Annotated in this window: 23 protein-coding genes; 9 read left to right on the forward strand and 14 right to left on the reverse strand. The window is 73.3% G+C overall.

The window, feature by feature from the left end:
* The first annotated feature begins 71 nt into the window (after nt 1-71).
* A complete protein-coding gene (locus ABZV06_RS09535) occupies nt 72-449 on the forward strand; it encodes a MerR family transcriptional regulator (RefSeq protein ID WP_355240948.1) in 378 nt (125 codons plus the stop codon).
* Here the strand turns inward: ABZV06_RS09535 and ABZV06_RS09540 are convergent.
* Nucleotides 425-1,582 carry an ROK family protein gene (locus tag ABZV06_RS09540; RefSeq protein WP_355620107.1) on the reverse strand — a complete coding sequence of 386 codons (1,158 nt, stop codon included), beginning with the start codon at nt 1,580-1,582 and terminating at the stop codon, nt 425-427. The two genes, ABZV06_RS09535 and ABZV06_RS09540, sit on opposite strands and share 25 nt — an antisense overlap.
* 41 nt (nt 1,583-1,623) lie before the next feature.
* Here ABZV06_RS09540 and ABZV06_RS09545 point away from each other — a divergent pair, with 41 nt between their 5' ends.
* Nucleotides 1,624-2,844, forward strand: a complete 1,221-nt coding sequence (locus ABZV06_RS09545; RefSeq protein ID WP_355620110.1) for an MFS transporter — start codon at nt 1,624-1,626, stop codon at nt 2,842-2,844.
* A gap of 16 nt (nt 2,845-2,860) precedes the next feature.
* Here ABZV06_RS09545 and ABZV06_RS09550 read toward each other — a convergent pair whose 3' ends face one another.
* Complete coding sequence (locus ABZV06_RS09550) at nt 2,861-4,246, reverse strand: serine hydrolase domain-containing protein (RefSeq protein WP_355620113.1); 1,386 nt, start codon at nt 4,244-4,246, stop codon at nt 2,861-2,863.
* Between the two features lie 227 nt (nt 4,247-4,473).
* Between ABZV06_RS09550 and ABZV06_RS09555 the strand changes: the two genes are divergently transcribed.
* On the forward strand, nt 4,474-5,850 hold the full coding sequence (locus tag ABZV06_RS09555) for an FAD-dependent monooxygenase (protein ID WP_355620116.1): 1,377 nt from the start codon (nt 4,474-4,476) through the stop codon (nt 5,848-5,850).
* 51 nt (nt 5,851-5,901) lie between these two features.
* Here ABZV06_RS09555 and ABZV06_RS09560 read toward each other — a convergent pair whose 3' ends face one another.
* Together ABZV06_RS09560 and ABZV06_RS09565 are read right to left on the reverse strand one after the other, a co-directional pair.
* Nucleotides 5,902-6,378 carry a heme-degrading domain-containing protein gene (locus tag ABZV06_RS09560; RefSeq protein ID WP_355240962.1) on the reverse strand — a complete coding sequence of 159 codons (477 nt, stop codon included), beginning with the start codon at nt 6,376-6,378 and terminating at the stop codon, nt 5,902-5,904.
* A gap of 18 nt (nt 6,379-6,396) precedes the next feature.
* On the reverse strand, nt 6,397-7,842 hold the full coding sequence (locus ABZV06_RS09565) for an SDR family NAD(P)-dependent oxidoreductase (RefSeq protein WP_355240965.1): 1,446 nt from the start codon (nt 7,840-7,842) through the stop codon (nt 6,397-6,399).
* A gap of 151 nt (nt 7,843-7,993) precedes the next feature.
* Between ABZV06_RS09565 and ABZV06_RS09570 the strand changes: the two genes are divergently transcribed.
* A complete protein-coding gene (locus ABZV06_RS09570; protein ID WP_355620119.1) occupies nt 7,994-11,173 on the forward strand; it encodes a BTAD domain-containing putative transcriptional regulator in 3,180 nt (1,059 codons plus the stop codon).
* A 6-nt stretch (nt 11,174-11,179) separates the two neighbouring features.
* On the opposite strand, the gene ABZV06_RS09575 is transcribed toward ABZV06_RS09570, so the two are convergent.
* Together ABZV06_RS09575 and ABZV06_RS09580 are read right to left on the reverse strand one after the other, a co-directional pair.
* A complete protein-coding gene (locus tag ABZV06_RS09575; RefSeq protein WP_355240971.1) occupies nt 11,180-12,007 on the reverse strand; it encodes an ABC transporter permease in 828 nt (275 codons plus the stop codon).
* Nucleotides 12,004-12,984, reverse strand: coding sequence for an ATP-binding cassette domain-containing protein (locus tag ABZV06_RS09580; protein WP_355240974.1), 981 nt, complete (start codon nt 12,982-12,984; stop codon nt 12,004-12,006). The genes ABZV06_RS09575 and ABZV06_RS09580 overlap by 4 nt, the downstream gene beginning before the upstream one ends.
* Nucleotides 12,985-13,261: 277 nt before the next feature.
* Between ABZV06_RS09580 and ABZV06_RS09585 the strand changes: the two genes are divergently transcribed.
* The 4 genes from ABZV06_RS09585 (at nt 13,262) to pdxY (ending at nt 16,422) form a co-directional block, all read left to right on the forward strand.
* Nucleotides 13,262-14,203: a hypothetical protein gene (locus ABZV06_RS09585; RefSeq protein WP_355620122.1), complete on the forward strand. Its 942-nt coding sequence runs from the start codon at nt 13,262-13,264 to the stop codon at nt 14,201-14,203.
* A gap of 152 nt (nt 14,204-14,355) precedes the next feature.
* Complete coding sequence (locus tag ABZV06_RS09590) at nt 14,356-14,568, forward strand: hypothetical protein (RefSeq protein WP_355620124.1); 213 nt, start codon at nt 14,356-14,358, stop codon at nt 14,566-14,568.
* 56 nt (nt 14,569-14,624) lie between these two features.
* The gene (locus ABZV06_RS09595; protein WP_355240982.1) at nt 14,625-15,410 is read left to right on the forward strand and encodes a serine protease; all 786 of its coding nucleotides are present in this window, start codon (nt 14,625-14,627) and stop codon (nt 15,408-15,410) included.
* A gap of 160 nt (nt 15,411-15,570) precedes the next feature.
* Nucleotides 15,571-16,422 (forward strand): pyridoxal kinase PdxY, encoded by an 852-nt coding sequence (gene pdxY / locus ABZV06_RS09600; RefSeq protein ID WP_355240985.1) that lies wholly within the window; start codon nt 15,571-15,573, stop codon nt 16,420-16,422.
* A gap of 25 nt (nt 16,423-16,447) precedes the next feature.
* Here the strand turns inward: pdxY and ABZV06_RS09605 are convergent, their stop codons facing one another.
* Together ABZV06_RS09605 and ABZV06_RS09610 are read right to left on the reverse strand one after the other, a co-directional pair.
* Entirely contained in the window at nt 16,448-17,374 is a 927-nt protein-coding gene (locus ABZV06_RS09605; RefSeq protein ID WP_355240987.1) for an acetamidase/formamidase family protein, read from the reverse strand.
* A gap of 95 nt (nt 17,375-17,469) precedes the next feature.
* The gene (locus ABZV06_RS09610) at nt 17,470-18,537 is read right to left on the reverse strand and encodes a hypothetical protein (RefSeq protein ID WP_355620127.1); all 1,068 of its coding nucleotides are present in this window, start codon (nt 18,535-18,537) and stop codon (nt 17,470-17,472) included.
* A 955-nt stretch (nt 18,538-19,492) separates the two neighbouring features.
* On the opposite strand from ABZV06_RS09610, the gene ABZV06_RS09615 reads away from it, so the two are divergent.
* The gene (locus ABZV06_RS09615) at nt 19,493-19,609 is read left to right on the forward strand and encodes a hypothetical protein (protein ID WP_355620184.1); all 117 of its coding nucleotides are present in this window, start codon (nt 19,493-19,495) and stop codon (nt 19,607-19,609) included.
* 31 nt (nt 19,610-19,640) lie between these two features.
* Here ABZV06_RS09615 and ABZV06_RS09620 read toward each other — a convergent pair whose 3' ends face one another.
* The 6 genes from ABZV06_RS09620 to ABZV06_RS09645 form a co-directional block, all read right to left on the reverse strand.
* On the reverse strand, nt 19,641-20,438 hold the full coding sequence (locus ABZV06_RS09620) for an SAM-dependent methyltransferase (protein ID WP_355240996.1): 798 nt from the start codon (nt 20,436-20,438) through the stop codon (nt 19,641-19,643).
* Between the two features lie 111 nt (nt 20,439-20,549).
* Entirely contained in the window at nt 20,550-20,930 is a 381-nt protein-coding gene (locus ABZV06_RS09625) for a YccF domain-containing protein (protein ID WP_355240999.1), read from the reverse strand.
* A gap of 124 nt (nt 20,931-21,054) precedes the next feature.
* Nucleotides 21,055-21,756, reverse strand: coding sequence for a cellulose binding domain-containing protein (locus ABZV06_RS09630; protein WP_355620130.1), 702 nt, complete (start codon nt 21,754-21,756; stop codon nt 21,055-21,057).
* 104 nt (nt 21,757-21,860) lie between these two features.
* Nucleotides 21,861-22,241: a DUF742 domain-containing protein gene (locus ABZV06_RS09635; RefSeq protein ID WP_355241005.1), complete on the reverse strand. Its 381-nt coding sequence runs from the start codon at nt 22,239-22,241 to the stop codon at nt 21,861-21,863.
* The gene (locus ABZV06_RS09640) at nt 22,219-22,668 is read right to left on the reverse strand and encodes a roadblock/LC7 domain-containing protein (protein WP_355241008.1); all 450 of its coding nucleotides are present in this window, start codon (nt 22,666-22,668) and stop codon (nt 22,219-22,221) included. The genes ABZV06_RS09635 and ABZV06_RS09640 overlap by 23 nt, the downstream gene beginning before the upstream one ends.
* The gene (locus ABZV06_RS09645) at nt 22,665-24,665 is read right to left on the reverse strand and encodes a nitrate- and nitrite sensing domain-containing protein (protein WP_355620133.1); all 2,001 of its coding nucleotides are present in this window, start codon (nt 24,663-24,665) and stop codon (nt 22,665-22,667) included. The genes ABZV06_RS09640 and ABZV06_RS09645 overlap by 4 nt, the downstream gene beginning before the upstream one ends.
* Nucleotides 24,666-24,675 lie beyond the last annotated feature (10 nt).

Raw genomic sequence — 24,675 nt, forward strand, 5'->3', positions numbered from 1 at the left:
TGAACCACGCTGGAATCTGACGCTGACGTGAGAGGTAGTATCGTCGGCGTCGCCAGGTGAGGGGAGGGGTCGTGCGGATCGGAGAGCTCGCCGCCAGCACGGGTGTGTCGGTGCGTGCCCTGCGCTACTACGAGGAACAGTCGCTGCTGATCCCCGGGCGCAGCGGCGGCGGCCAGCGCCACTACGACCAGGACGCGGTCGACCGCGTCCAGCTCATCCAGACGCTGTACGCCGCGGGCCTGTCCAGCAGGACGATCCTGGATCTGCTGCCCTGTGTCGACGCGAAGGTCAACACTCCGCAGTCCCGTGCCCTGCTGAACGCCGAACGTGACCGCATCACCCGGCAGATCGGCCAACTCGCCCAGGTCAGGGACCGGCTCGACGCGGTGATCAGCGCCAGCGAGGCCCCGGGCAACGGCTGCGTCTACACGGACGCCGCACCGCGGTAGTCGCCCGTGGGGCGGTGCTGTCGCACGGTCGTGGGCGGGGTGCCGAGGGTGAGGTCGGGGATGCCGTAGAGCTGGTCCAGGACCTGCATCGCGGCGCCGGCGGCGATCACGTCCGCGCCCAGGCTGGACAGGGTCACCGTCGGGGCCAGCCAGTCCGTGCGCTGCACGTCCGTGCGGACGGCCTGCTCGACCGCCGCGCGGTAGACCTCCGCGTGGCGTAGCAGATCCGCACCGGCCAGCACCACGTGGGCGAGGTCGAGGGTCTGGAGCAGGTTGACGACGCCGATCGCCAGGACGCGGGCCGCACGAGCGATGTCCCCCGCCTCGGTGGCGCGCAGGTGGACGACCTCCAGGCAGCCGTGCCGTCCGCAGACGCAGCCCGGCCCGTCCAGGGCGACGACCGTGTGCCCGAACTCACCGGCGTTGGTGTGCGCGCCCCGGTGGGCGGCGCCGCCCAGCCAGAAGCCACCGCCGATGCCGGATTCGACCATGATGAGCGCCGCGTCACCGAACGCCGCACCCTGCCGCCACGCCTCGGCCGTGATCCCGGCGGTCACGTCCTTGTCCAGGTGCACCGGCAGCCCCAGCCGCGCCTCGGCCAACGCGCGCAGCGGTACGTCGTGCCAGTGCCGCAGGCCGTGTGCGTCGCGGACCAGCCCGTTCGCGTGGTCGAGTGGCCCGATCATGCCGAGACCCACCCCGGTCAGGCGGCTCCGCGGCGCGGTGTCGGCGGTGATCGCGTCGATGCCGGCGCTCAGGGCGTCGAGGAGCTGCTCCGGGGTGAAGTCCTCCGGCAGCGGGCTGACCGTCGAGTGGCGCACGACGCCGGCCAGGTCGACCAGGACCAGTCGCAGCGTGCGCCGGGCGACGTGCGCGCCGATCGCGTACCGGCTGTCGGGGACCAACTCGTAGACGACCGCGGGTTTGCCGATGCCGGGGCGTCGGACGCCGGCGGGGCGGATCAGCCCGTCGGCGGTCAGGCGGGCGATGACCTTGGAGACCGCCTGCGGCGTCAGGCCGGTGGCGGCGACGACAGTCGACCGCTCGAACGTCCGCGCGGTGCGCCCCACGGCCATGACGAGCGCCTGGTTGTATCCGCGCAGGAACGTCACGTCGGCTGTGGTGCGCGTCATCTCGCCAGCCTATTACGCAACGCTGTTGCTAAATTCGCTCGGTGAACGGACTGAGCAGAGGTCAGCGCCTCGCGGCGCTGGCGGCCCTGGCACTGGGCGGCGTGGCGGTCGGCCTGACGGAGTTCGTGGCGATGGGCCTGCTGCCCGAGATGGCACGCGACCTGCTCGCCCAGGACTACGCCCGATCCTCGTCGGACGCCGTCGCCACGGCAGGCTGGATGATCACGGCGTACGCGCTGGGCGTCGTCGTGGGCGCTCCACTGATCGCCGCGCTCAGCGCGCGCCTGCCCCGCCGCAGGCTCGTGCTCGGACTGCTCGTCCTCTTCGCCGTCGGCACGATCGCCTCCGCGACCGCCCCGAACTTCGAGCTGGTGCTCGTCGCGCGGTTCGTCGCCGCGCTGCCGCACGGCGCGTACTTCGGCGCTGCCGGCCTGCTCGCGGCGACCCTGATGGGCCCCGGCAACGAGGCGCGGGGCTTCGCCACCGTGCTCGGTGGCCTGACCGTGAGCAACGTGGTGGGCGTACCACTGATCACCCGGCTCGGGCAGGCAGCCGGCTGGCGGACGGCGTACCTGGTCATCGCCGGGGTCTTCCTGCTCACGCTGCTGGCGGTCCTGGCGGTCGTCCCGGAGGTGGCCGCGGCGGCGGACGGCTCGCCGGCCGCCGAACTGCGCGCGCTGCGGACCTCGCAGGTCTGGCTGGTCGCGGCCACCGGCGCGATCGGCTTCGCCGGGTTCTTCGCGGTCGACTCCTACATCGCGCCGGTCACCACCGACGTCGCCGGCCTCTCCGCCGCGACAGTGCCCTGGGTGCTGGTCGCGGTCGGCCTCGGCATGACCGTCGGCAACGCCCTGGGCGGCTGGCTCGCCGACCGGGACCTGCGTCGCAGCCAGCTGATCGGCTTCGTCGCGATGATCGCCAGCATCGGCGTGTTCAGTCTCGTCGCGTCGCATCCGGTGGGTCTGTTCGTGGGCGCGTTCCTGGTCGGCGCGACGAGTCTCTACCTCGGTCCGGTCCTGCAGGCACGCCTCATCACGGTCGCTCCCGGCGCCCAGTTGATGGGTGCCGCCCTCAACCAGTCCGCCATGAACATCGCGAACAGCCTGGGCGCGGCCCTGGGCAGCGTGGCCATCGCCGCCGGGCTCGGTTACCTCGCGCCGGCCCGGGTGGGACTGGTCCTGGCGGTCGTCGGGCTGGGCGTGGGAATCGTCAGCTACGCGGGGCGTCGCCGGGACCGGGAACCGGCCGCCGTGGGGGGCTGACTCCTGGCAGTCCGGCTCAGCTGACCGACGAGGCGAGGAGGTCGCCGACGGCCGCCCGGACCGGATCGGGGTTCGCCCAGGACCAGTTGGGGTGGGCCCGGTTGGTGAGCAGGGCCAGGACCAGCTTGCGGCCCGGGTCGACCAGCAGCGAGGGGCCGGCGAAGCCGGTGTGGCCGAAGGTGCTCACCGACGCGAGCCGGCCCATGAACCACGGCTGGTCGAGGACGACGCCGAGACCGTGGGCGGCCGTGCGCTGCGGGCGCTCGGGGTCGACGGCCGGCTTGCCCGCGTTGTGGTCGGTCAGCATCCGGCGCACCGTACCGGCGGCGAGGACCCGCCGGCCCTGGTAGGTGCCACCGTCGAGGAGCATCTGGCCGACGGCCGCGAGATCGCTGGCACTGGCGAACACACCCGCGTGACCGGCGACGCCCCCGAGGTTGTTGGCGACGTCGTCGTGCACGGTGCCGCGGAGCAGGCCGCGGGACGAGCGGGCGTCGGTGGCGACCATCCGGGCCGACCTGTCGGTGGCCGACAGCCAGGTCGTGGGGTTGAAGCCGGTGTCGCGCAGGCCGAGGGGACCGGTGAGATTCGCCTTGAGCGCCTGGTCGAGGCGGCTGCCGGTGACCTTCTCGACGATCTTGCCGGCGGTCATGACGCCGACGCTGGAGTAGCGGAACGTGTCGCCGGGCACCGCGCCCGAGACCAGCGGGGTGGCGAGGACCGCCTTCCAGCGGGCGGCGTTGTCGGACAGGCCGGTGACCTTGGCGCCGACGGGGAGGCCGCTGGTGTGGGTGAGCAGCATCTCGACGGTGATGCGGTCCTTGCCCGTGCCGGTGAACGCCGGCAGGTAGTCGCGCACCGGGGCGTCCAGGTCGACGCGGCCCTTGTCGACCTGCTGGAGCAGCAGGATGGCGGTGTAGACCTTGGTGACCGAGGCGAGATCGAAGATCGAGTCCGGGCGCATCGCGACCCGGCTCTTCGCCGTGAGCAGTTTCGGGCCGGCCGCGTAGCGCAGGGCCTCCCCGACGGCGGTGTGCACTGTCACCTTCCCGTTGACCAGCACGACGGCGACCGCACCGGGAAAACCGTGGTGCGTGACGGTCTGCGGTGAGGCGGGCAGGTGCCGCCTCAGCAGCGCGGTCACGTCCGCGGCGTACCGGGCCTGGTTGCCCGCCGCGCCCGCGCCGGCCGTGGGGGAGGTGCTCGGCGTACCCGACGAGGAGGCCGCCGGTTTCCCGGCGGCGCCGAACCCCACCCTGTTCCCCGCCGCGTCGGTGGCGGTCACCGTGCCGCCCGGGTCGGCCCCGCCCGGCGACTCACCGCCGCCGTCGCCGCAGCCGGTGAGGGCGGAGGCCGCAGCGGCCAAGCCAACCCCGAGCAGGGTACGACGAGCGACAGGCATGCCGGTGATGCTGACAGACCCGAACTGGTACGCCAACCCCGATCACCCGTACGCCGGTGGCGTCCAGCGTTCTGGCCGGTTTCCGACAACCGAGCGGGCCGTACGGGCGACCGTGACCGCCTGTGCAACGATCGTCGGGCATCCTGTCGACTGGCCGGCGCCGCCGGTCTGTCCGTGCGGCAGACCCGGGGGAGGGTGCCCCGCCTCGTACTCCTTTGGAGAGCACCATGTCCCTCTCCCCCGTTCGGGCCTTCGCCGCACTGAACGCCGTGCGGCTCCCCGAGCAGCCGAACCCGATCCTGGGCAAGGCGGTGGTGGTCGGCGGCAGCGTCGCCGGCCTGCTCGCCGCCCGGGTCCTGTCCGATCACGCCGAGAGCGTGGTCCTCATCGACCGCGACGACCCGCAGGTCAGCGGCGCGCGGCCCGGCGTGCCCCAGGGCACCCAACTGCACGCGCTGCTGCCCGGCGGTCTCCTGCAGTTGGAGCAGTTGTTTCCCGGGTTCCGCCAGCACGCGTTGGCTCACGGCGCGGTCGAGGCGCCACCCGCCACCCGACGCAGCTACCTCGACGGTCGCCGCAAGGTGGTCGTACCCGACGACGACGACAGCCTGGCGGGCAGCCGGCCGCTGCTGGAGGGGCTGATCCGTCAGCAGGTGCTCCGACTGCCAAACGTCAAGACGGTCACGGCCCGCGCCACCGGGCTCGCCGTCGACGGCGACGCGGTCACCGGCGTGCGCTGTGAGGTCAACGGGGTAGCCGGCGTCGAGGGCGGCGACCTGGTGGTCGACGCCATGGGCCGGTCCAGCCGGCTCTCGGACTGGCTGGAGCAGACCGGCTGGGAGCGCCCCGCCACCCGCCGGATGCCCGTGCACCTCAACTACGCGACCGCGCTGTTCCGGCGCCCGGAGCAGAGCCCGCAGACCCGTGTCGTCATGGCCCTGCACACCCCGGGCACGATGACGGACGTCGCCGGCGCCGCCTTCTTCGCCATCGAGGACGACCGGTGGATGGCCATGATGGCCGGCTACGGCGACGACCGGCCCGGACGTACCGCGCAGGACTTCGTCCGGCGGCTGCGCGAGCAGTTCCCACCCGAGTTCGGCGAGCTCGCCGATCAGGAGATGCTCGGCGACGTGCAGACCTACCACCACGCCGACAGCCGGCGACGGGACTTCCACGCGCTGGCGCGCTTCCCGGCGCGGCTCGTCAGCGTCGGCGACGCCGTGGCGTCGTTCAACCCGGTCTACGGGCAGGGCATGACGGCGGCGGCCCTGCACGCGGCCTGCCTGTCGGCGTACCTGCGCTCCGGGCCCGACCTGAGCGTCCCCGCCCGGCACTTCCTCGACCTGCAGAAGGTCGTGGTCGACGCCGCCTGGTCGACGTCCACCTCCGCCGACCTGGCGCTGCCGCACGTCGACGGGCCCTACCCGCGCGGCTACCGGGTCACCAGCTGGGCGAGCCGGCAGATCCTCACGGCGACCGTCACGGACGTGGCGATCGCGCGCCGGTTCAACGAGGTCGTCTCCATGCGCGCGCACCCGCTGTCGCTGGCCACCCCCGGCGTGATCCTCGGCGCCGTGCGCGCCAACCGACGCGCGGGCTGACCGATGCGCCCCGCCGCCCGCCAGGAGCCTGGTGGGCGGCGGGTTCGCCGACTACTGCGCGGCTTTGCGCAGGACGTCGACGACGAAGCGGTGATCCTCCACCTGCGGAAGCCCCGACACGCCCATCCAACCCACCACGCCGGTGCCGCGTACGCGCAGCGGCAGCGCGCCTCCGGCGGCCGCGTACCGGGCGGCCGGCAGGCCGTAGCGCTCGGTCAGCGTCACGTTCCTGTCCCGGCAGAGTCGGGCCATGTAGAGCGAGGAGTGCTCGAACCGCATCACCACCCGTCCCTTGCGGCGCAGCCAGGCGTCGTTGTCCTGCGTCGAGCCGGGCAGGCCACAGTGGAACAACTGTCGCCCCGCCCGCCACACGCCCACCGCGACCGGCAGTCCCCGCTCGCTCGCGGCGGCCACGGCGCGCATCCCCAGCTCGTACGCGTCGGTCTCGGACAGGCCGGTACGCTCCAGCTCCTCCTCCTCGCGCAGCAGCTCGTCCAGCGTCGGCCAGGACTCGTTGTCAGTTGGCATGGGTGTCTCCTCGTCGTCTCACCAGGCGCATGGCGCGTAGTCCTTCAGGAAGCAGCCGTACAGGTCCTCGCCCTGCTCGCCGCGCACGATCGGGTCGTACACCCGCGCCGCGCCGTCGACCAGGTCCAACGGTGCGTGGAACCCCTCGTCGGCCATTCGCATCTTCGTCGGGTGCGGCCGCTCGTCGGTGATCCAACCCGTGTCGACGCTGGTCATCAGGATGCCGTCGGTCAGCATCTCCTGGGCGCTGGTGCGGGTCAGCATGTTCAACGCGGCCTTGGCCATGTTGGTGTGCGGGTGCCCCGGACCCTTGTAGCCGCGACCGAACTGACCCTCCATCGCGGAGACGTTCACCACGTACTTGCGGCGGGCCGACGCGGCGGCCATCGCCGAACGTAGCCGGCTGACCAGCACGAACGGTGCGGTGACGTTGCACAACTGCACTTCCAGCAGCTCGACCGGGTCGACCTCCTGCACCCGCTGCACCCAGCTGTTGACCGGGTCGAGGTCCGGCACGAGCCCACCGGCGTCGATGGCGGTGGACGCCGCGATCCGCTCCGGTGAGGCGGAACGACTGGTCAACGCCAGTGCGGTGAGCGCGTGCGGGGTGAGGGCGGACGACCCGGCCGTGAGGCTGCCGCCTGGACCGCTCGGCTTGGTGAACGTGATCAGCTCCGGCAGGGGACCGTCCGGCAGGGCTGCGGCCTCGGCGGCGGCGAGCTGGGCGTACGCCCCGGGCGACCGGCGGACCGTCTGCGCCGCGTTGTTGATCAGGATGTCGAGAGGGCCCTGGCTGCTGACCGAGTCGGCGAGGGCGATCACCTGTGCCGGGTCCCGCAGGTCGATACCGACGACCCGCAGGCGGTGCAGCCAGTCCGCGCTGTCGGGCATCGCGGCGAACCGGCGGACCGCGTCGTGCGGGAACCGGGTCGTCACCGTCGTGTGCGCGCCGTCGCGCAGCAGCCGCAGCGCGATGTACATGCCGATCTTCGCGCGCCCGCCGGTGAGCAGGGCGCGCCGGCCGCTCAGGTCGGTACGGGCGTCCCGGCGCTCCCGGTTCAGCGCGGCGCAGGACGGGCAGAGCTGGTGGTAGAAGGCGTCCACCTCGCGGTAGCGCTGCTTGCAGATGTAGCAGCCGCGCGGGTTGTGCAGGAGCCCCGCCGTCGTGCCGGTGGTGGGGGAGGCGAGGGGGATGCCCTGCGTCTCGTCGTCGATCCGGCCCGGAGCGCCGGTGGCCGTGGCCTCCGTCACCGCCCGGTCGGCCGCCAGGATGGCGTCGCGCCGCTCCTCACGACGCCGCTGCTTGATCACCTTGTAGAGCCGTGCGGTGGCCCGCTGCACCCGCACCACGTCGGGGTGGTCGGGAGGAAGGGCCTCCAACGCCTCGAAGACGCTCAGGCAGGTCTCCAGCCGGTTCCGGTCGATGCCGCCCTGAGCGTTGTCGGGAATGTTGTCCACCGTCATGCGTCGTTGTCTCGTCCCGTTTCCTGTGCCGGATTTCGCCGGCCCACCCCAAGTCCGACCCGAAACTGTACGCACCGCGGCGTCCCGGCCGCACCCCGCGCCGTCGGGCACCCTGCACGGCTCTGTGGTGCGCGTGAGGGATGCTGGTCCCGTGCAGATCACCATCCTCGGTCCCCTCGCCGTCGACGGCCGGCCGGTCCGGGGCGAGCGGTTGGCCGCGGTGCTCCGCGCGCTCGTGGACGCGCGTGGCCGGGCGGTCTCCACCAGCCTGCTCGTGGACGCGGTCTGGGCTGGTGCCCCGCCGGACGACGCGACCGGCGCCGTGCAGGCGCTCGTGTCCCGCGTACGCCGGCTCGGGCTGCCCGTGGTGGCCGTACCGGGGGGATACCGCCTGCCCCCCGAGCAGGTTACCGTCGACGCCGTCGAGGCACGGGCGCTCGTCGACCATGGTCGGGCCGCCCTGCGGACCGGCGACGCACGCGCGGCCCGCGACTCGGCCGACCGGGCCCGCGCCCTGTTCCCCGAGGTGCCGGAGATCGTCAGTGCGGACGACACGCGCCTGTTCGCCGACGTCGCCGCGCTGCGCGCCGAGGCGGCGCTCGTCGGCGCGGGGCCGTACGACGAGGCCGACCTGCGCCGGCTGGCCGCGCGGACGCCCCCGGACGAGCCGTCGGCCGCCCTGCTCGTGCGGGTGCTCGCCGTCCAGGGGCGGGAGGCGGAGGCGCTGGAGGTGGTCGAGCGTCTCCGCGACGAGCTGGCCGACCGCTACGGGACCGACCCGTCCCCGGTGATCACACAGGTCCACCTGGCCCTCCTGCGCGGCGAACTCACCGCGCCGGCCGTCGTCGCACCACCCCGTCCGCCGGCGCGCGTCGTCCTGCCCGCCGCGTGGCGCCGGCCGATGACCGCCCTGCTGGGCCGCGAGCGGGACGTCGAGGCCCTGGACGCGGCGCTCGACGAGTCGGCGCTCGTGACGATCGTGGCGACCGGCGGCGCGGGCAAGACCCGCCTCGCCGCCGAGGTAACCCGGCGCGCGGCGGCGGCCGGGCAGGGGGTACGGGTGGTCGAGCTGGCCGGTCTGCGCTCGCCCGACGAGGTGCTGCCCACCGTGCTCGCGGCGCTCGGCGGCGCGGACACCTCGTCCACCGGCGGCAACCTGGGCCTCGAACGCCGGGTGCTCAGTCCCGAGGAGCGGATGCGTGCCGTGGCGCCGGACCTCGACGGCCTGATCGTGGTGGACAACTGCGAGCACGTCCTCGACGCGGTGGCCACCGTCGTCGCCGACCTGCTCGCGGTGACGTCACCGGAGGTCGCGGTGCTCGCCACCAGCCGTGCCCCGCTGGGCCTGGCCGGTGAGCGGGTCCACCGACTGACCGCCCTGCCGGACTCCGACGCGCTCGGGCTGGTCGAGTCCCGGGCGCGGGCCGGTGGCGCGGTCCCGACCTGGGACACCGCCCGGGTTCTCGCGCTCTGCAACCGGCTCGACAACCTGCCGCTGGCCCTCGAACTGGCCGCCGCGCGGCTGCGGCACATGCCGATCGACGACGTGCTCGCCGGGCTGACCGACCGGTTCGCCCTGCTCGACGACGCGCTGCGGGGTCTGCCGGAACGCCACGCGAGCCTGTGGGCGATGGTCGACTGGAGCCGGGAACTGCTCGCGCCCGACGACCGTGCGCTGCTGGAGCGGGTCGCGGTCATCCCCGCGCCGTTCACCGCCGACCTCGCCGCCGCGGTCGCGCGGACCCCCGACGTACGACGAGGTCTGGCGAGGCTCGTCGAACAGTCCCTGCTGACCCTGGTCGAGGGGGACGGGCCGCCCCGCTACCGGATGCTGGAGACCGTCCGCGAGTACGGCGAGGCCCGGCTCGGTGCGTCCGGCGACCGGGACGCGGCGATGGCCGGCCTGGCGGGGTGGTGCCGGGACGAGGCCGTCGCGCTCGGCGACCGTTTCGTCGGCCCCGACCAGGTGGAGGCGCTCGACCGTTGCGCCGCCGAGCAGGACAACCTGGTCGCCGGCCTGCGGTGGGCGCTGGGTCAGGACGACGAGCCGGCAGCCGTCGACGTCGCCACCGCGCTGCTGCACCTCTGGACGGTGCGCGGCCTGCACCTGGAAGTCCTCGCCTGGGCACGCTGGATGCTGCACGTCGACGAGCCGCACCGGCGTCGACGCTCGGCGATCCTGCGGGGCCGGGCCAGCGGCCGGCCCCTGCCGCACGGGGACCGACTCGCCTGGACGTGCCTGTTGATCAGCGCGAACGGCGGCATCAGCGCCGACCTGCGGATTGCCGTGCTCGCGCGACGCGCCCTGCGCACGCTGCTCGCGGAGCGGCCCGCCGAGGTGTCGCCGCGGCTGACCGCGTTCGCGGTGGCGTTGCCCGGCTTCGACGAGGCCGACCCGGAGAAGAGCCTGAAGGCCGCGACCGAGTTGATCGCGAATCCGGACCCGTACGTCCAGGCGCTCGGCCTGATCGCGCGCGCGGCGGTACGGGAGAACAGCGGCCTGCCGGAGGCGTCGATCGATGACGCCGAGCAGGCGTACCACCGCTTCGAGGTCGCGGGCGACCAGTGGGGCATGGCGATGGCCGCGGGCGCCGTCGGGCAGTTCCTGCTCCCTGGCAGGGAGGGGCGGTCGGCCGAGTGGCTGGCGCGCAGCGTCCGGCACATGGAGATGATCGGCGCACAGCAGGACGCCCGGTCGATCCGGGTGCGGCTGGACGTGCAGCTCGCCCTGACCGGCGACGCGGACGCGGAACGGCGGCTGGGTGAGACGGCGACGCGGGGCCAGGCCGAGCAGATGGACGTCGCGCAGGCGCTTCTCGGCCTGGCGCACCTCGCTTGGCAGCGCGAGCGCTATGACGAGGCGCTGGCCCACGCCGACGAGGTGAACCGCACTCTCGCCGGCTGGACCGGCCCGCCACCGCAGCCGCGGGTGATGCTGCGGGCCTCGGTGGCGGTCCTGTACCTGCGGGTGGCCGAGGCGCGGGGGGTGTCGGGCGCCGACGCCGCCGCCCAGGCGGCCACGTTGTTGGCGCTCGCCCGCGACGACGCGCTCAATTCGAAGGACCTGCCGGTGATCGGGGCGTGGGCGTCGGGCGGCGCGGACCTCGCCGCGTACCGGGACGACATCGCCACCACCCGCGAGCTGTCCGCGCTCGCGAGGCGGCTCGGGACGCACATGGAGCTGTTCTTCCCGAGCGAACGCAGCGAACGACTCGACGCCGCCCTCGGGAACGAGGAGCAGCGTGAGTCGTTGCTGGCCGTCTGGCGTGCCCGGCCGGTGGCCGCGGCCGTCACCCGGGTCCGTGAGCTGATGGAGGACCTGCTCGCCTAGCCCGGGTCAGACCTTCTTGCGGTAGGCGCGCAGCGCCATCGGCATGAACACCGCCACGAAGCCGGCGCACCAGGCGAGGGTCCACCACACGTGCGCGTCGAGCGGGGTGCCGAGGAACAGGCCGCGTACCGATGCCACCAGATGGGTCATCGGGTTGACCTTCACGAAGGCCTGCATCCAGCCGGGCAGGGTGTCGGTGCCGACGAACACGTTCGATCCGAAGCTCAGCGGCATGATCAGGGCGAACATCAGTCCCTGCACGGCGCCGGGGGTGCGCACCTTCATCGCCACCCAGACCGGCAGCCAGCTCAGGCAGAGCGCGAACAGCACCGCGAGCACGCAGCCCGCGATGGCCCGGAACGGGTCGGTGTCGATCCGGAAACCCATCAGGTAGCCGATCGCGAGGGTCGAGACCGTGACGATCACGTACCGGACGACGTCGCCGAGGACCGCGCCGACCAGCGGTGCGGAGCGGGGGACCGGCAGTGACCGGAACCGGTCGAAGATGCCCTTGGCGATGTCGGTGTTGAGGTTGACGCCGATCGCGATGGCCCCGGTGGCGATCGTCTGCGCCAGGATTCCGGGTAGCAGGAACTGCAGGTAGTCGTGGGTGGAGCCGGCGACCGCGCCGCCGAAGATGTAGACGAAGATGACCAGGAACAGCACCGGTTGCAGCGTGACGTCGATAAGCGCCTCGGGCGTACGCCAGGTCTTGATGAGGCTGCGTTTGGCGAGTGCCAGCGAGTGCCGCACGAGCCGGAACGGTCGTGGGTTCACCGCCGCCGTCGACGGCGTGGAGTTCGGTGTGGGTGGTGCGCCGACCAGGGTGCTCATGCCGCTACCTCCGTGCGCGAAGTGGTGTCGTCCTCGGCTGCCGTACGCCCGGTGAGGGTGAAGAACACCTCGTCCAGGCTCGGCAGGTGCAGGGACAGTTCGGTGACCGCGATGCCGGCGGTGGCGAAACGAGCGACGCTCTCGGTCAGCGCCGTGTCGTCGGCGACCGGCACCGCGAGGACGCCCCTGCGGATCTCGTCGGCCTGCCCGCCCGAGCCGACCTCGGTCAGGATCGCCGCGGTCCGGGAGAGCTGCGCCGGGTCGGACGGCCGGACTTCGAGGGTCTGCCCGCCGACGATCCGCTTGAGCCCGTCGGGCGTGTCGTGCGCGATGACCCGGCCGTGGTCGATCACCGTGATCGCGTCGGCCAGCGCGTCGGCCTCCTCCAGGTACTGCGTGGTGAGCAGCACCGTCGAGCCGTTGGTCACCAGCGACCGGACCACGTCCCACATGTCCTCGCGCTTGGCCGGGTCCAGTCCGGTCGTCGGTTCGTCCAGGAAGATCACCTCCGGCGAGCCCACGAGGCTGGCGGCCAGGTCGAGCCGTCGGCGCATACCTCCGGAGTACGTCTTGGCGGGCCGGTTGGCGGCCTCGGTCAGGTCGAACCAGTCGAGCAGTTCGGTGGCCCGCCGCCGGGCGCCGGCGCGACCGAGGTCCAGCAGCGTGCCGAACAGCTCCAGGTTCTGCCGACCGGTCAGGTCCTCGTCGACCGACGCGTACTGACCGGTGAGGCCGATACGCTGCCGGACCCGCCCGGCGTCGCGGACGACGTCGAAGCCGGCGATGCGGGCGCTGCCGGCGTCCGGGGTCAGCAGGGTGGAGAGGATGCGGACGGCTGTGGTCTTGCCGGCGCCGTTGGGGCCGAGCACCCCGAGCACCGTTCCCCGGGGTACGGCGAGGTCCACGCCCTGCAGGGCCCTCGTCTTCCCGAACGTCTTGACGAGGCCCTCGGCCTCGATCACCAGATCGCTTGTCATGCCGACCAGCGTGCGCCGCGCGCCTGACACGCCTCCGACACGCCGCTGACAGCCGCGCCGACGCGGGCTGACACCACGGCGTCGCGAGGGCCGCCCCGGGCGCGGGGTCACGATATGCTGACGGCGGCAGAGCGCCTGCCCGCGCCCGATGTGGTGGCCCACGCCCGACCACATGCCAGGGGCCAAGAGTCGCCGACTCCGCGCGGTCGTGTCGATTCTCGGCGTGCCGGTCACGCCGCCCGCTCCGTGGAGCGCGTGGGGCTGCACCGGAGGCGTCATGTCCGATCACCCGTCCCGCCGTACCCCCGTTTCGGGCCGCGCCCGCAGGCGCGCCATCCGGGAGCAGGCGGCCCGCAGCGGCGTCGCCTACTCGGTGGCCGCCCGGCACCTCGACTCGGCCGGTCTGACGCCCGGCGAAACTCTCGCCACGTACGGCCGGACGATCTATCCGACCGGCGTCGACCCGTACCGTCAGGCCCTCGTCGACCACCGCGATCGGCGCTCGTTCGGCGAACGGGTGGCAGACACGCGCCGCGCGGCGACCCTGCCGGAGGGCCGCGCCGCTCACCTCGTCGAGCGATTCCCACCCAGCCGTGGGCCGGCCGGCTCCGGCGTCGGTCGGCTCTATCACGGCGAGGGTCGGCAGGAGTTGCTCGCCATGCTGTACCTCGTGGTCGCGGCCGAGTCGCCGGGACTGCTGCCCGAGGTGGGGGACGTCGCCTGGATCGCGGAGCTGGGCGAGGACACGGCGGTCGACACGGCCTGCGCCGACGTCGACCGTGAGGCCCGCCGGCTGCTCGAGGAGACGCCGACGCGACTCTGGTCGGCGATCGAGGAGGCGTTGGCCGTCGTCGAGGCCGGCGTCGACGGGCAGCTCCGGCACGCGGCGGTCCGCCAGGCAGCGCTGCTGCGCACGATGATGACGCCGCGCCTGGGGTACGCGGACGAGCCGTACGTGCCGGGACTACCCACCACCGGCGTACGGCAGATCCTCGACGCGCTGCTCATCGTGGCCGACGACGGGCATGCGCCGGGCACCCGGGTACGACGTGTCACGGGGGCGGCCGACGTCCGCCTGGCCACGATCGTCGGAGCGCGGTGGGGGTCGGCGGGGCCGCCGGTGGGCTACCTCGTCTGGCCCGACGGCGCGACGGCCCCCGTGTCCGTCGTGGCCGACGACCTGGTGGTGCTTGCCGGGCAGGAGTCCGTTCCGCGGTGAGCGGGCCAGCGTCGGGTCCAGGGGCCGGAATTCGGGGTTGGTGGCCTCGCCGGCCGCTGCCATACTGACGGTGGCGCCCGTCGATGTCGGTTGGGCCCGGGGGAAGCCCTCCGCAAGGCGCGGACGGTGGGGGTCGAAACCCGGAGGCCGCGATGGACCTTGTCCCCGACGCTACCGCCCTCTCCAGCCTGGTCGACCTGCTCGGCGCGGTGCTGCAACTGGCCGCCGCCGTGGTCAGCCTCCTGGCGGTCGCCACCGCTCGCGGGCGTCGCGGCCGGCGGGACCGCGACGTCCAGCGGTTCCATAACTCCGAGGTACGACCCAGCGGGGATGACGCGCAACATCCATGCAAATCAATACGATGACCGCTATCTCGATCAGGTGCGCTCACGAGGCGTGCCGTACCGAAGCGGAGGAATGCATGGTTCGCTGGCGTACCCTCACCGGCCTGGTGGCCGCCGCGCTGGCCGCGGCCAGCCTCACCCTCGCGGCGCCCGCCGCCGCGGCCGACAACCCCGTCACGCCGAACGTGGTTGGCGGCACCCGCGCCACCCAGGGCGAGTTCCCGTTCATGGTGCGGCTCTCGATGGGCTGCGGCGGAGCCCTCTACAGCTCCCGGCTGGTGCTCACCGCCGCACACTGCGTGGGCGCGACCGGCACCAACACCAGCATCACCGCGACGCTCGGCGTCGTCGACCTCCAGTCGTCCAGCCGGATCACCGTCCGGTCCAACTACGTCTACCGCGCGCCCGGCTACAACGGGTCCGGCAAGGACTGGGCGCTCATCCGGCTGGCCACCCCCGTCACCGGGCTGAGCACGTTGAAGATCGCCACCACGACCGCGTACGACAGTGGCACCTTCACGGTCGCCGGCTGGGGCGCGGCCCGTGAGGGTGGCGCGCAGCAGCGGTACCTGCTCAAGGCCACCGTGCCGTTCGTCAGCGACTCCACCTGCAACTCCAACTACGGAGGCGATCTCATCCCCGCCGAGGAGATCTGCGCCGGCTACGCCAGCGGCGGCACGGACACCTGCCAGGGCGACTCGGGCGGCCCGATGTTCCGCCGCGACGCCGCCAACGCCTGGGTCCAGGTCGGCATCGTCAGCTGGGGCAACGGCTGCGCCCGACCCAACTACCCGGGCGTCTACACGCAGGTGAGCTACTTCGCCTCGTCGATCGCCTCGGCTGCGGCGAGCCTCGGCGGCTGACCGTACGCCATCTCGGGCGGCCCGGACGACGGCGGTCCGGGCCGCCCGCTCGTGCCCAGCGTCCCTGGCGCTCCGGTGGGCTCACCCCGGCGCAGTGGGCCAGTCGACAGAAACAGTGGGCCGCGTGCCCGGTCCCGCCGCCGGCGACCATGATGGGTCCGTGCAGATCCTGTCCATCCAGTCGTCGGTCGCCTACGGCCACGTCGGCAACTCGGCCGCCGTCTTCCCCCTCCAGCGCCTCGGGCACGAGGTGTGGCCGGTGTTGACCGTCCACTTCTCCAACCACACCGGGTACGGCGCATGGCGCGGCCCGATGCTGGCTGCCGCCGACGTGGCCGAGGTGATCGCGGGCATCGCCGACCGGGGCGTCCTCGGCAGCGCCGACGCGGTGCTGTCCGGCTACCAGGGTGACCCGGCGATGGGTGCCGTGATCCTGGACGCCGTGGCCCAGGTCAAGGCCGCCAACCCGGCCGCCGTCTACTGCTGCGACCCGGTGATGGGCGACGTCGGCCGGGGGATGTTCGTCCGGCCCGGTATCCCGGAGTACCTGCGCGACACCGTCGTGCCGCGCGCCGACATCATCACGCCGAACCACTTCGAGCTGGACTTCCTCGCCGGCCGCACCACGACGACCCTCGCGCAGGTGCTGGACGCGGTCGACGTCGTCCGGGCCACCGGGCCGCGGCACGTCCTGGTGACCAGCGTGCTGCACGACGACGCGCCGGCGGGCTCGCTGGAGGTGGTGGCGGTCTCCGACGAGGGCGCCTGGGCGGTGACCACCCCGCTGCTGCCCATCAACCCGAACGGCGGGGGCGACGTGACCGCCGCGCTGTACCTGGCGCACCTGTCGACAACCGGCTCACCGGCCACCGCGCTGGAGCGTACCGTCGCCTCCGTCTTCACCGTCCTCGAAGCGACAGTCGCGGCGGGCACCCGGGAGATCCAACTGATCGCGGCGCAGGACGCCATCGCCGAGCCGCCGGCCCGGTTCACCGCCCGCCGGCTGCGCTGACGACGCTCCGGGCCGACGGGCCGCCTCAGCGCAGCGCGTCGTCGCGTAGCACCGCGTGCGCGCCGACGGTCTCGTTGACGATCTGGGTCACCCGTACGTCGACGAGGACGCTGGCCAGCGCCGCCGCGTCCGATCGGCTGAGGCCGTGCAGCCGTTGCAGCAGGGTCAGCATCTCCTCCAGGGCCCGGAACGTCGCCTCGTCGAGGGATGCCCCCAGGCCCAGCGTCAGCCAGGCGTCGGCGGTACGGGCCACCGGGCCGGTGACCGGGAAGTCGTCGCGCACGTCGAAGGTCAGCGTCACCTCGTCCATCGGGCACTCGATCGCCGTGCCGCCGACCTCGCCGTCGCCCTGCGCGGCGTGCCCGTCCCCGACCGAGAACAGCGCTCCGTCTACCGGGATCGGCAGCAGCAGCGTGCTGCCGGCCGTCAGGTCCTTGCAGTCGAGGTTGCCACCACACTCGCGAGGCGGGGTGGTGGAGTGCCGTCCCGGCTCCGCCGGCGGCATGCCGAGCACCCCCATGAAGGGGCGCAGCGTCACCGTGTGACCGTGCTGGTTGCGGCCCGTCATCGTCACCGGGTCCAACTCCCAGGCGTGCACCACCTGCGTCGACTCGACGTCGTACCGCTTGTTGAAGGCGCTCGGCCACCCGCCGGCCACCGTCGTACCCCAGGTGCCCGGGACGATCGCGTCGACGCGTACCGCGAGGGTCTGGCCGGCGCGAGCGCCGCGGACCGCGACCGGCCCGATGAGCGCGTGCCCGTCCTCCGGCCGGCGCTGCGGGACCCGGGGGCGGTCCCGGTTCGCGCCGCCCGGGTACGGGCCGGCCGACCACCAGCAGTCCAGCGTGCGGTAGGTGACGCTGTCGCCGGAATCGATCGTGAGCACCGGCGTGAGGTCGGGGGAGAAGTGACCGTGCAGGGTCGTGTCGTCCGGTGCGAGGGTGTGTCGCATCTGCGCAGGCTACGTGTCGATCCGGCGTGACGCGACCGCCGCCGGGATGTGGGTGCGCGGCCGAACGGGTCGGCCGCGCACCTTCGCGGATCGGGTCAGTCGACGGTCGGCGGTGCCGTCCGGGCCGCCTCGGCCAGCGCGGCGGCGGCGGTGGCGTACGGGTTGTAGCTGTAGGTGCGCGCCAACCCGGCCGGAACGGTGAAGTACTCGACCGACAGCTTCGCCGGGTCACTCGCCAACTCGCCACGGGCGGGGACGTCGTTGCCGTCGTCCCAGCCCCACGGCGCGTTCGCGGAGTTCGTCGAGCAGCTCCAGGTGCCGACGCCGCAGTCGCCGGAGGTGTCTCCGGCGAAGGAGCCCAGGCTGGCGAACAGGTTGGCGTTGGTCCGCTGCGCCCACAGTCCGCCGGCGGCGAAGATGTCGACGAGCTGGTAGCGGACGTCCCGGTCGTCGCCGCTCTCCGGCGTCTCGGCCACCGTGGACGGGTAGTAGACGACGCCGTCGCCGTTGATGGCGTACTGCGGGTACGCCTTGAGGCCGTGGCCCTGCGCCTCCTGCGCGGTGACCGGGTGCGTGAAGGAGTCGTGCGGCGAGGACTGGAACTGCAGGGTGCCGTCGACGCCCTCCCGACCACCGCTCCAGGTGCTGCCGGCCGGGGTGTACGAGTAGAAGTCGCTGTGCGCGACGGTGACCGCCCCGCGCAGGACGCCGTACGCGGAGCCGTCCCGCTCGATCGCGAAGAGGACGCCCTCGCCGTCGTTCTCGTGCTCGGTCTCGAAGAACGGGTGGTCGGTCCAGTCCCGAGGGTGGAAGAACAGGTAGGTGATGTACCAGTGCGTGCTGGTCTCCACGACGGAGTAGTACGCGTGCGCGGCGAGCGACGTGCCGGACGCCCCGGTGCGGTCCCAGTTGTTGCGCCCGTTCAGGTCCCCGTCGAAGTCCACCGCGGTGATGTAGTCACTCCGACCGCCCAGTGCGTGGGTGCCGGTGGCGTCGACGTCCTGGTAGTGGATGGGCGCCCAGCGTAGGGCCAGTTCGGCCCGGCTGACCGCGGCGGTGGCGGGTGACGGCGTCGTGAGGGGGGTCAGCGTCAGCGCCGCCACCGTGGCCGCCGCCGTCAGTGCCCTCGCCATCCGCCGGTTCGTGCTGCTTCTGTCGCGCATGATGTCCTCCCGCGTCGAATTGACAGACCACTATGGATGATCGTCGGTCCGGGGGCCTGGCGCGTGTCCCTGCGGCGACGGGAAGGCAGCGGATGTTCGACGGGTGCGCGCCGGGCGCCCCAAGATCACGCTTGTATTGACATTCATCGAATGCAATGCTGTGGTTCGGCCGTGCTCGGGAGCCGGCGCGGTCGACGTCTGTTCCGGAGTCGGGGACGCGCGAGGTGGCCCGTCACCCGCGCCGGGCAGTCCTCGTCAGCGGCCGCATGCCGATCGCCGTCGGGCGGCCGCCGCGCTCATCCGGACCCGTACGGCCGGTCCCTCACCCTGGGCCGCGACGGCGACGGTTTCTCGGAGGTACCGATGCGTCGCATCTTCCTGGCTCTCACGACCATCGCCATGACCGGCTGGGCCGCCACGACAGGCGTCGCCCAGGCGGCGCCGACACCCACGCCGTCGGTCACTGCCGCGCCGACACCCACACCGGTCTGCCCGCCGGTGACGCCGATCGGCGGTCGGGTGTCCGTGGCCACCACGACCAGCCTGACCATCGACTACTTCATCGCGGTCAGCCCGCCGTGCGGCTACCGGCCGCCGATCACCGTGCGTCTCTTCACCAGCCGCGAGGACGCCTTCGCGTGGCAGAACCCGGTCGCGGAGACGGTCTCCGGCCCCGAGCGCGACGGCAGCGTCACCTTCGAGCGGTTGACGCCCGACACCGAGTACTGGTTCGGGTTCCGCGACTCCGACGGCCGGTGGGAGCCCTACTACGGTGGGACCGGTCGGACCGCAGCGCTGGCGTCCTGCCGCGCGACCGCCACCATCGACTCCCGCTGGGGCACCGGCTTCGTCGCCACCGTGACGGTCCGCAACGTCGGCGCGCAGCCGTTGGGCCGGGGACGAGCGGATCCAGGCGGTGTGGGGTGGGATCGTCGACCCGGCCGGCACCGACGTGGTGGTGCGCAACGCCCCGTACAACGGGACGGTGGCGCCGGACGGGACGACGACGTTCGGGCTGCTGGTGACGACCAGCACGACGCCGGCCGGGCTCACGCTGAACTGCACGCGCTGACCGGCGAGACGCTCCGGGGGTTCGGCGTCGGTCAGGGCTTGCGGGCCACCGCACCGTAGGCGTCGATCCCCCGGGCGTCCGCCTCGTCCGGACGCCAAAGTGGGATCGGCACGAGACCGGGCTCCACCATCGCCAGCCCGGCGAAGCAACCGGCGAGGTCCTCCGGGCTGCGCAGGATGTACGGGACACCACCGTTCTCGGCCAGCCGCTGCGCGCCCGACACCACCTCCGGGCTGGTGTTCGTGCCGTCCCAGAGCACCAGGTGGCTGCCGGACGCGGTCGCGTCCATCGTCCGCCCGACGATCGAACGCACCACCTCGAGGTCCGGCTCGTACCCGAGCACGCCCATGAACATGACGGCGATCGGCTGGTCGAAGTCGAGCGTCCGCGCCGCCTCGGCGAGGATGGTCTCCGGGTCGTGGTAGTCGGCCGGCACGTACGTCGTGACGCCCTGGACGGTCGTGCTGGCCAGCAGCGCGCGGGCGTGCACGAGGACCATCGGGTCGTTGTCGACGTAGACGATCCGCGCGTCGGGCGCGATGCCCTGGGCGACCGCGTGGGTGTTCTGCATGGTCGGCAGGCCGGTGCCGATGTCCAGGAACTGCCGGATGCCCGCCTCGGCGGCCAGGTACCGGACCGCCCGGACCAGGAAACGGCGGGACTGCTGCGCCATCAGGACGATCTCCGGGTAGACCTCGGCGACCGCGTCACCGGCCGCCCGATCGGACTGGAAGTTGTCCTTGCCGCCCATCCAGTAGTTCCAGATCCGCGCCGCGTGCGGCACGTCGGGTTGCAGCGTCGCGGTGAGTTCGGCATCCGGGCCGGCCATGCCAGGCTCCTATCGAGGGGTCCGTCGAGGGTCGCATCCCGGATTGTCCACTATCGACCGGACGGACCACGGCCGGGTCGCCGACCACTGCGTGGGCGACCCGGCGACCCGTCACGGCGCGTCGACGACCTCCCGGCCCAGCGGCCAGAACGCGGCCGGGACGAGCTTGAAGTTGGCGACGCCGAAGGGGATTCCGATGATCGTCACGCAGAGCGCGATGCCCGCGAGGATGTGGGACAGGGCGAGCCACCAACCGGCCAGCACCACCCACAACACGTTCGCCAGCCCGGAGCCGACGCCCGCGCCGGGCTTGGGCACCAGGGTCCGACCGAAGGGCCACAGCGAGTAGACGGCGAGGCGCAGCGCGGCGACGCCGAACGGAATGGTGACGACCAGCAGGAAGCAGATCAGCGCGGCGAAGCCGTAGCCGATCGCCAGCACGAGGCCGCCACCGAAGACGAGCCACAGGACGTTCAGGACGAAGCGAATCACCCCTTCAGCATGAGCGATGCCCGCCACCGGGTCCGGGCCGCCGGCCGGGGTCGAGTGGACAGCCGGTCCGGGCCGCCGCCAGCCACGGTCGGTTCCGCGGCGGGATCGGCCCGGCGGCCGGGCGTCAGTTCGACAGGCCGCCGCAGGTGACGCCGTCGATCGTGCACGCCGTGGGAGTCGCGCCGACCGCCGCGCCGTTGACCCGGAAGGTCACCCGCGCCGATGCGCTGCCCGGCACCTGCCCCGCGCTGCCGTCCGGTACGAACGTCCACACGGCGCCGTCCTGCGTGGCCCGCGCGCCCTGGACCGCGCTGACCCGCAGCGACTCCCGGGGCAACGTGATCGCCAGCGTCCACTGCGCCACCGGCACCGGGCCGGGATTGTCGATCGTCACGGCGGCACCGTAGCTGAGCAGCGCCTTGTCCTCGATCGCGAAGTCGGCGGCGAGGGCGGCGGGGGTCGGCGAGGCCGACGAGGGGGTGGCGGCCGGAGCGCTCGTCGGTGATTCGACGGGCGGCGGGGCCGCGCTGACCGACGGCGACGCGGCAGTGGTCGGGCTGGTGGCGGCCGGATGCGCCTGCCCCCGGGGCGTACCGGGCGTGGGGGTGCCCAACTGATCCACCGACGGCGGCGCGTCGAGGGTCACCGGCGCGAACTGCTCCGGGGTGCGCACCACACTGATGATCGAGACCACCGTCGCCACCACCACCCCGAGCGCGGCGAGCACAGCGACCCAGGCGGCCCGCGACACGTCGGCCTGGCCGGTGACCACCCGCCGTACGGCTGCGGCAGCGGCCACGATCCGGTCCAGCAGAATGATCGCCACAGTACGCCGTGGCTGCGGCGGTGTTGCCGGCACTGCCTCTCTCCCCTTCACTTCGTCACCGGACGCCTGCCCGCGACCGCTGGGTCGCGGTGGCACCCGAGCGCTCACAGGGCGCGCAGCCCGACAAGTATCGACTCGAGCAGCTCCTGCGACGGCAGCTCCGACAGCGTCGGTGGTTCGTGCGTCTCGACCAACCCCGCCCCGAGCAGGTCACCGAGGAGGACCCGGACGGTGCCCAGGGGCAGATCCAGCTCGGCGCTGACCTCAGCCACCGACACTGGATGGTGACACAGCTCGACGATCCGCGCCTGTTCGGGGAAGAGTGACGTGGGCGATGTCGCCGACCGCCGCGCGACGACCAGCGAGATGAGGTCGAACCGGCCCCGGTCGGACGTCGTACGCCCACCGGTCATCGTGTACGGACGGGCGACCGGGCCGGCGTCGTCGTCGTACCACGCCTCGTCAGCGGAGCCGGCGCTGTGCACCAGAGTCTCCGCTCCTCGCCACGGAGGCGGTCTCCAGGCGGATCGGCAGGTGCCGTTCGGCCTGCCCGACGAAGAGCGCGACCTCGTACGCCATGTCGCCCACCTCGACCTCGTCGCCCGAGATCCGGACGGTGAGGATGGTCCCGTTCCCGATGGTGGCGACGAACAGGAACGCTCGCGACATCTGCACCACGATCTGGCGTAGCCCGCCCGCGTCGCAGGTCCGGGTGGCGGCCAGCCCCAGCGCCAGCAGACCGGCGACCACGCCGGAGATCTGCTCCGCCAGCTTCGCCTCCACCCCCCGGGAACCGCCGAGCGGGAGCCCGTCGGGGGAGAGCACCACGGCGAACTCCGCCCCGCTCACCCGGTCGACCAGGCGGTCCAGGGCACCGGTCAGGCTGTCCGCGGTGACCACTGCGTGCGTCATCGATGTCTCCTCGTTGTTCTCGTGACCGGCAGCTCGACGGTCTCGGGGCCGGCGCTGCCCGGGCCGGGTCCGACCGGCCCGGATTGGCGGACCCGCATGGGTAGCCCGCCGGCGTTGCCCTGTTCGGCCCCGCCGGGCGTGTGCGGCCCGTCGGGCGTCGGCCGGTACGCGGGGCCTGCGGTCGCCGGGCCGCTGCCGGTCACGGTGACCAGCTCCGCCGGCAGGTGCACGATGGCCGCCGTCCCGCCGCGCTGGCTGGGCCGCATCGTGACCCGCGCACCGCACCGGGCGGCCAGCAGGGCTACCGCGTATAGCCCTCCGGCCCCGCTCGGCGGGTCGCTCGGCGGCCTGGCGAACAGGTCGTTCACCTCGTCGAGCGTGGTGGCGTCGAGGCCGGGGCCGTCGTCGACCACCACGATCACGCAGCCCTGCGGCCGGTGCTCGCCGGCCACCCGGACGGTGGTGTCCGTGGCCGAGAACGTCAGGGCGTTCTCGATCAGCTCGGCCAGCAGGTGCACGACGTCCGTGACGGCGGGGCCGGCGAGCGACCACGGCCAGTGCGGCGCCACCAGGACCCGGTGGTATTCCGGCACCTCCGCTACCGCGCCACGCGCGACGTCGAGCAGGGGCACCGGTCGTCGCCAGCGGCGCGCGGGCCGCGCGCCGGCCAGCGTGATCACCTTCTCCACGTTCCGGCGGACGCGGGTGGTGAGATGGTCGAGCTGGAACAGCTCGTCTGCCTCCGAGGCGCTGCGCTCGCGCCGCTGCATCGCGTCCAGCAGGTCGAGCTGGTCGCGCAGCAGGACCTGGTTGCGCCGGCTGATCCGCAGGAAGAACTCCCCGGTGCGGCGGTCCCCCACCGGACCGCCGCGCTGCGGGGCGGCGGTCTGGTCGGCGGCGGTCCGGCCGCGAGGCTCGTCGGCGAGTGGCTGAGGGTCGACGGGTGGGGCCGGCGGTTCGTGCCGGCGCTGGCCGCCGCCCGCCGGAGCACCCTCGTCGTCGGGCCGGCGGCGCAGGGTGGCGGCCCAGCCGAGCAGTACCGCCAGGACGGCGATCAGCCCGAGCCCGACCACGACGCCGGTCCGCCCGACGAGCACCGCGGCGCCCGGCGTGGCCCGTTCGACGCTCGCGCGGGCGGTGCTCGTGACCAGCTCGTGCAGGGCACCGAGCGCGGCATCCGCCGCCGAGCGCCAGTCCTGCGGGTTGACCCCGCGCAGCGCGTCGGCCCGGTCCGTGCGCAGCAGGGTGTCCTCCACGGCGAGCACACCCGCGAACTCGGGGCCTTCCACGAGCCGCTGGTGTTCGCTCCGGCCGCCGGCCGGCAGGCCGGCCGTCGCCTCGGCGCGGGCGTACCGCTGGACGGACACCAGCTCGACCAGCCGCCGCCGTTCCTCGACGCTCATCCGGCCACTCGCGACGGCTGCGGTGACCAGGGTGTCCTCCCGGGCCAGCAGCTCGCGGGCACGGGCCAGCGAAATCACCGCGCGGGTGTCGATGGCCAGCCTGCTCTCGTACGCGCCCCACTCCGGGCCGTACACGTCGAAGGCCGCGTCGACGAGCTGGTCGTACCCGTCGACCGCCCCGGCGGGATCGACCTGCCCGTCGTCCACGCGGGACCGGATCGCCCCCAGTCCGTTCAGCCGTCGGATCAGCCCGTCGGCCCGGTCACGGACCGCGTCCGCGCTGAGCAGGCGCAGGTCGCGGCTGGAGGGGAACGCCCGGACGTCCGCCGCCGCCCGGTCGGTCGCCTCCCGCGCCCCGGCCAGCGTGGGCCGTGCCGGCACGGCGCCGGCCAGCGTCTCGGCGGTCGCCCGGCGCTCGGTCTGCAGGCTGAGCACCAGCCGGTCGATGGGCTTGCCCAGGGTGTCGGCCAGGGCCCGCACCCGCAGCAGGTCGACCGCGTCCTGGCAGGTCAGATAGGCCGCGTACGACCAGAGTGTGAGCAGTACCGCCGCTGCCGCGACGAACCGGACGCGTGCCCGTCGTCCGCGCGTCACGTCGCCCTCC

The organism is Micromonospora sp. NPDC005172, from assembly GCF_040608555.1.
Classification (GTDB): domain Bacteria; phylum Actinomycetota; class Actinomycetes; order Mycobacteriales; family Micromonosporaceae; genus Micromonospora.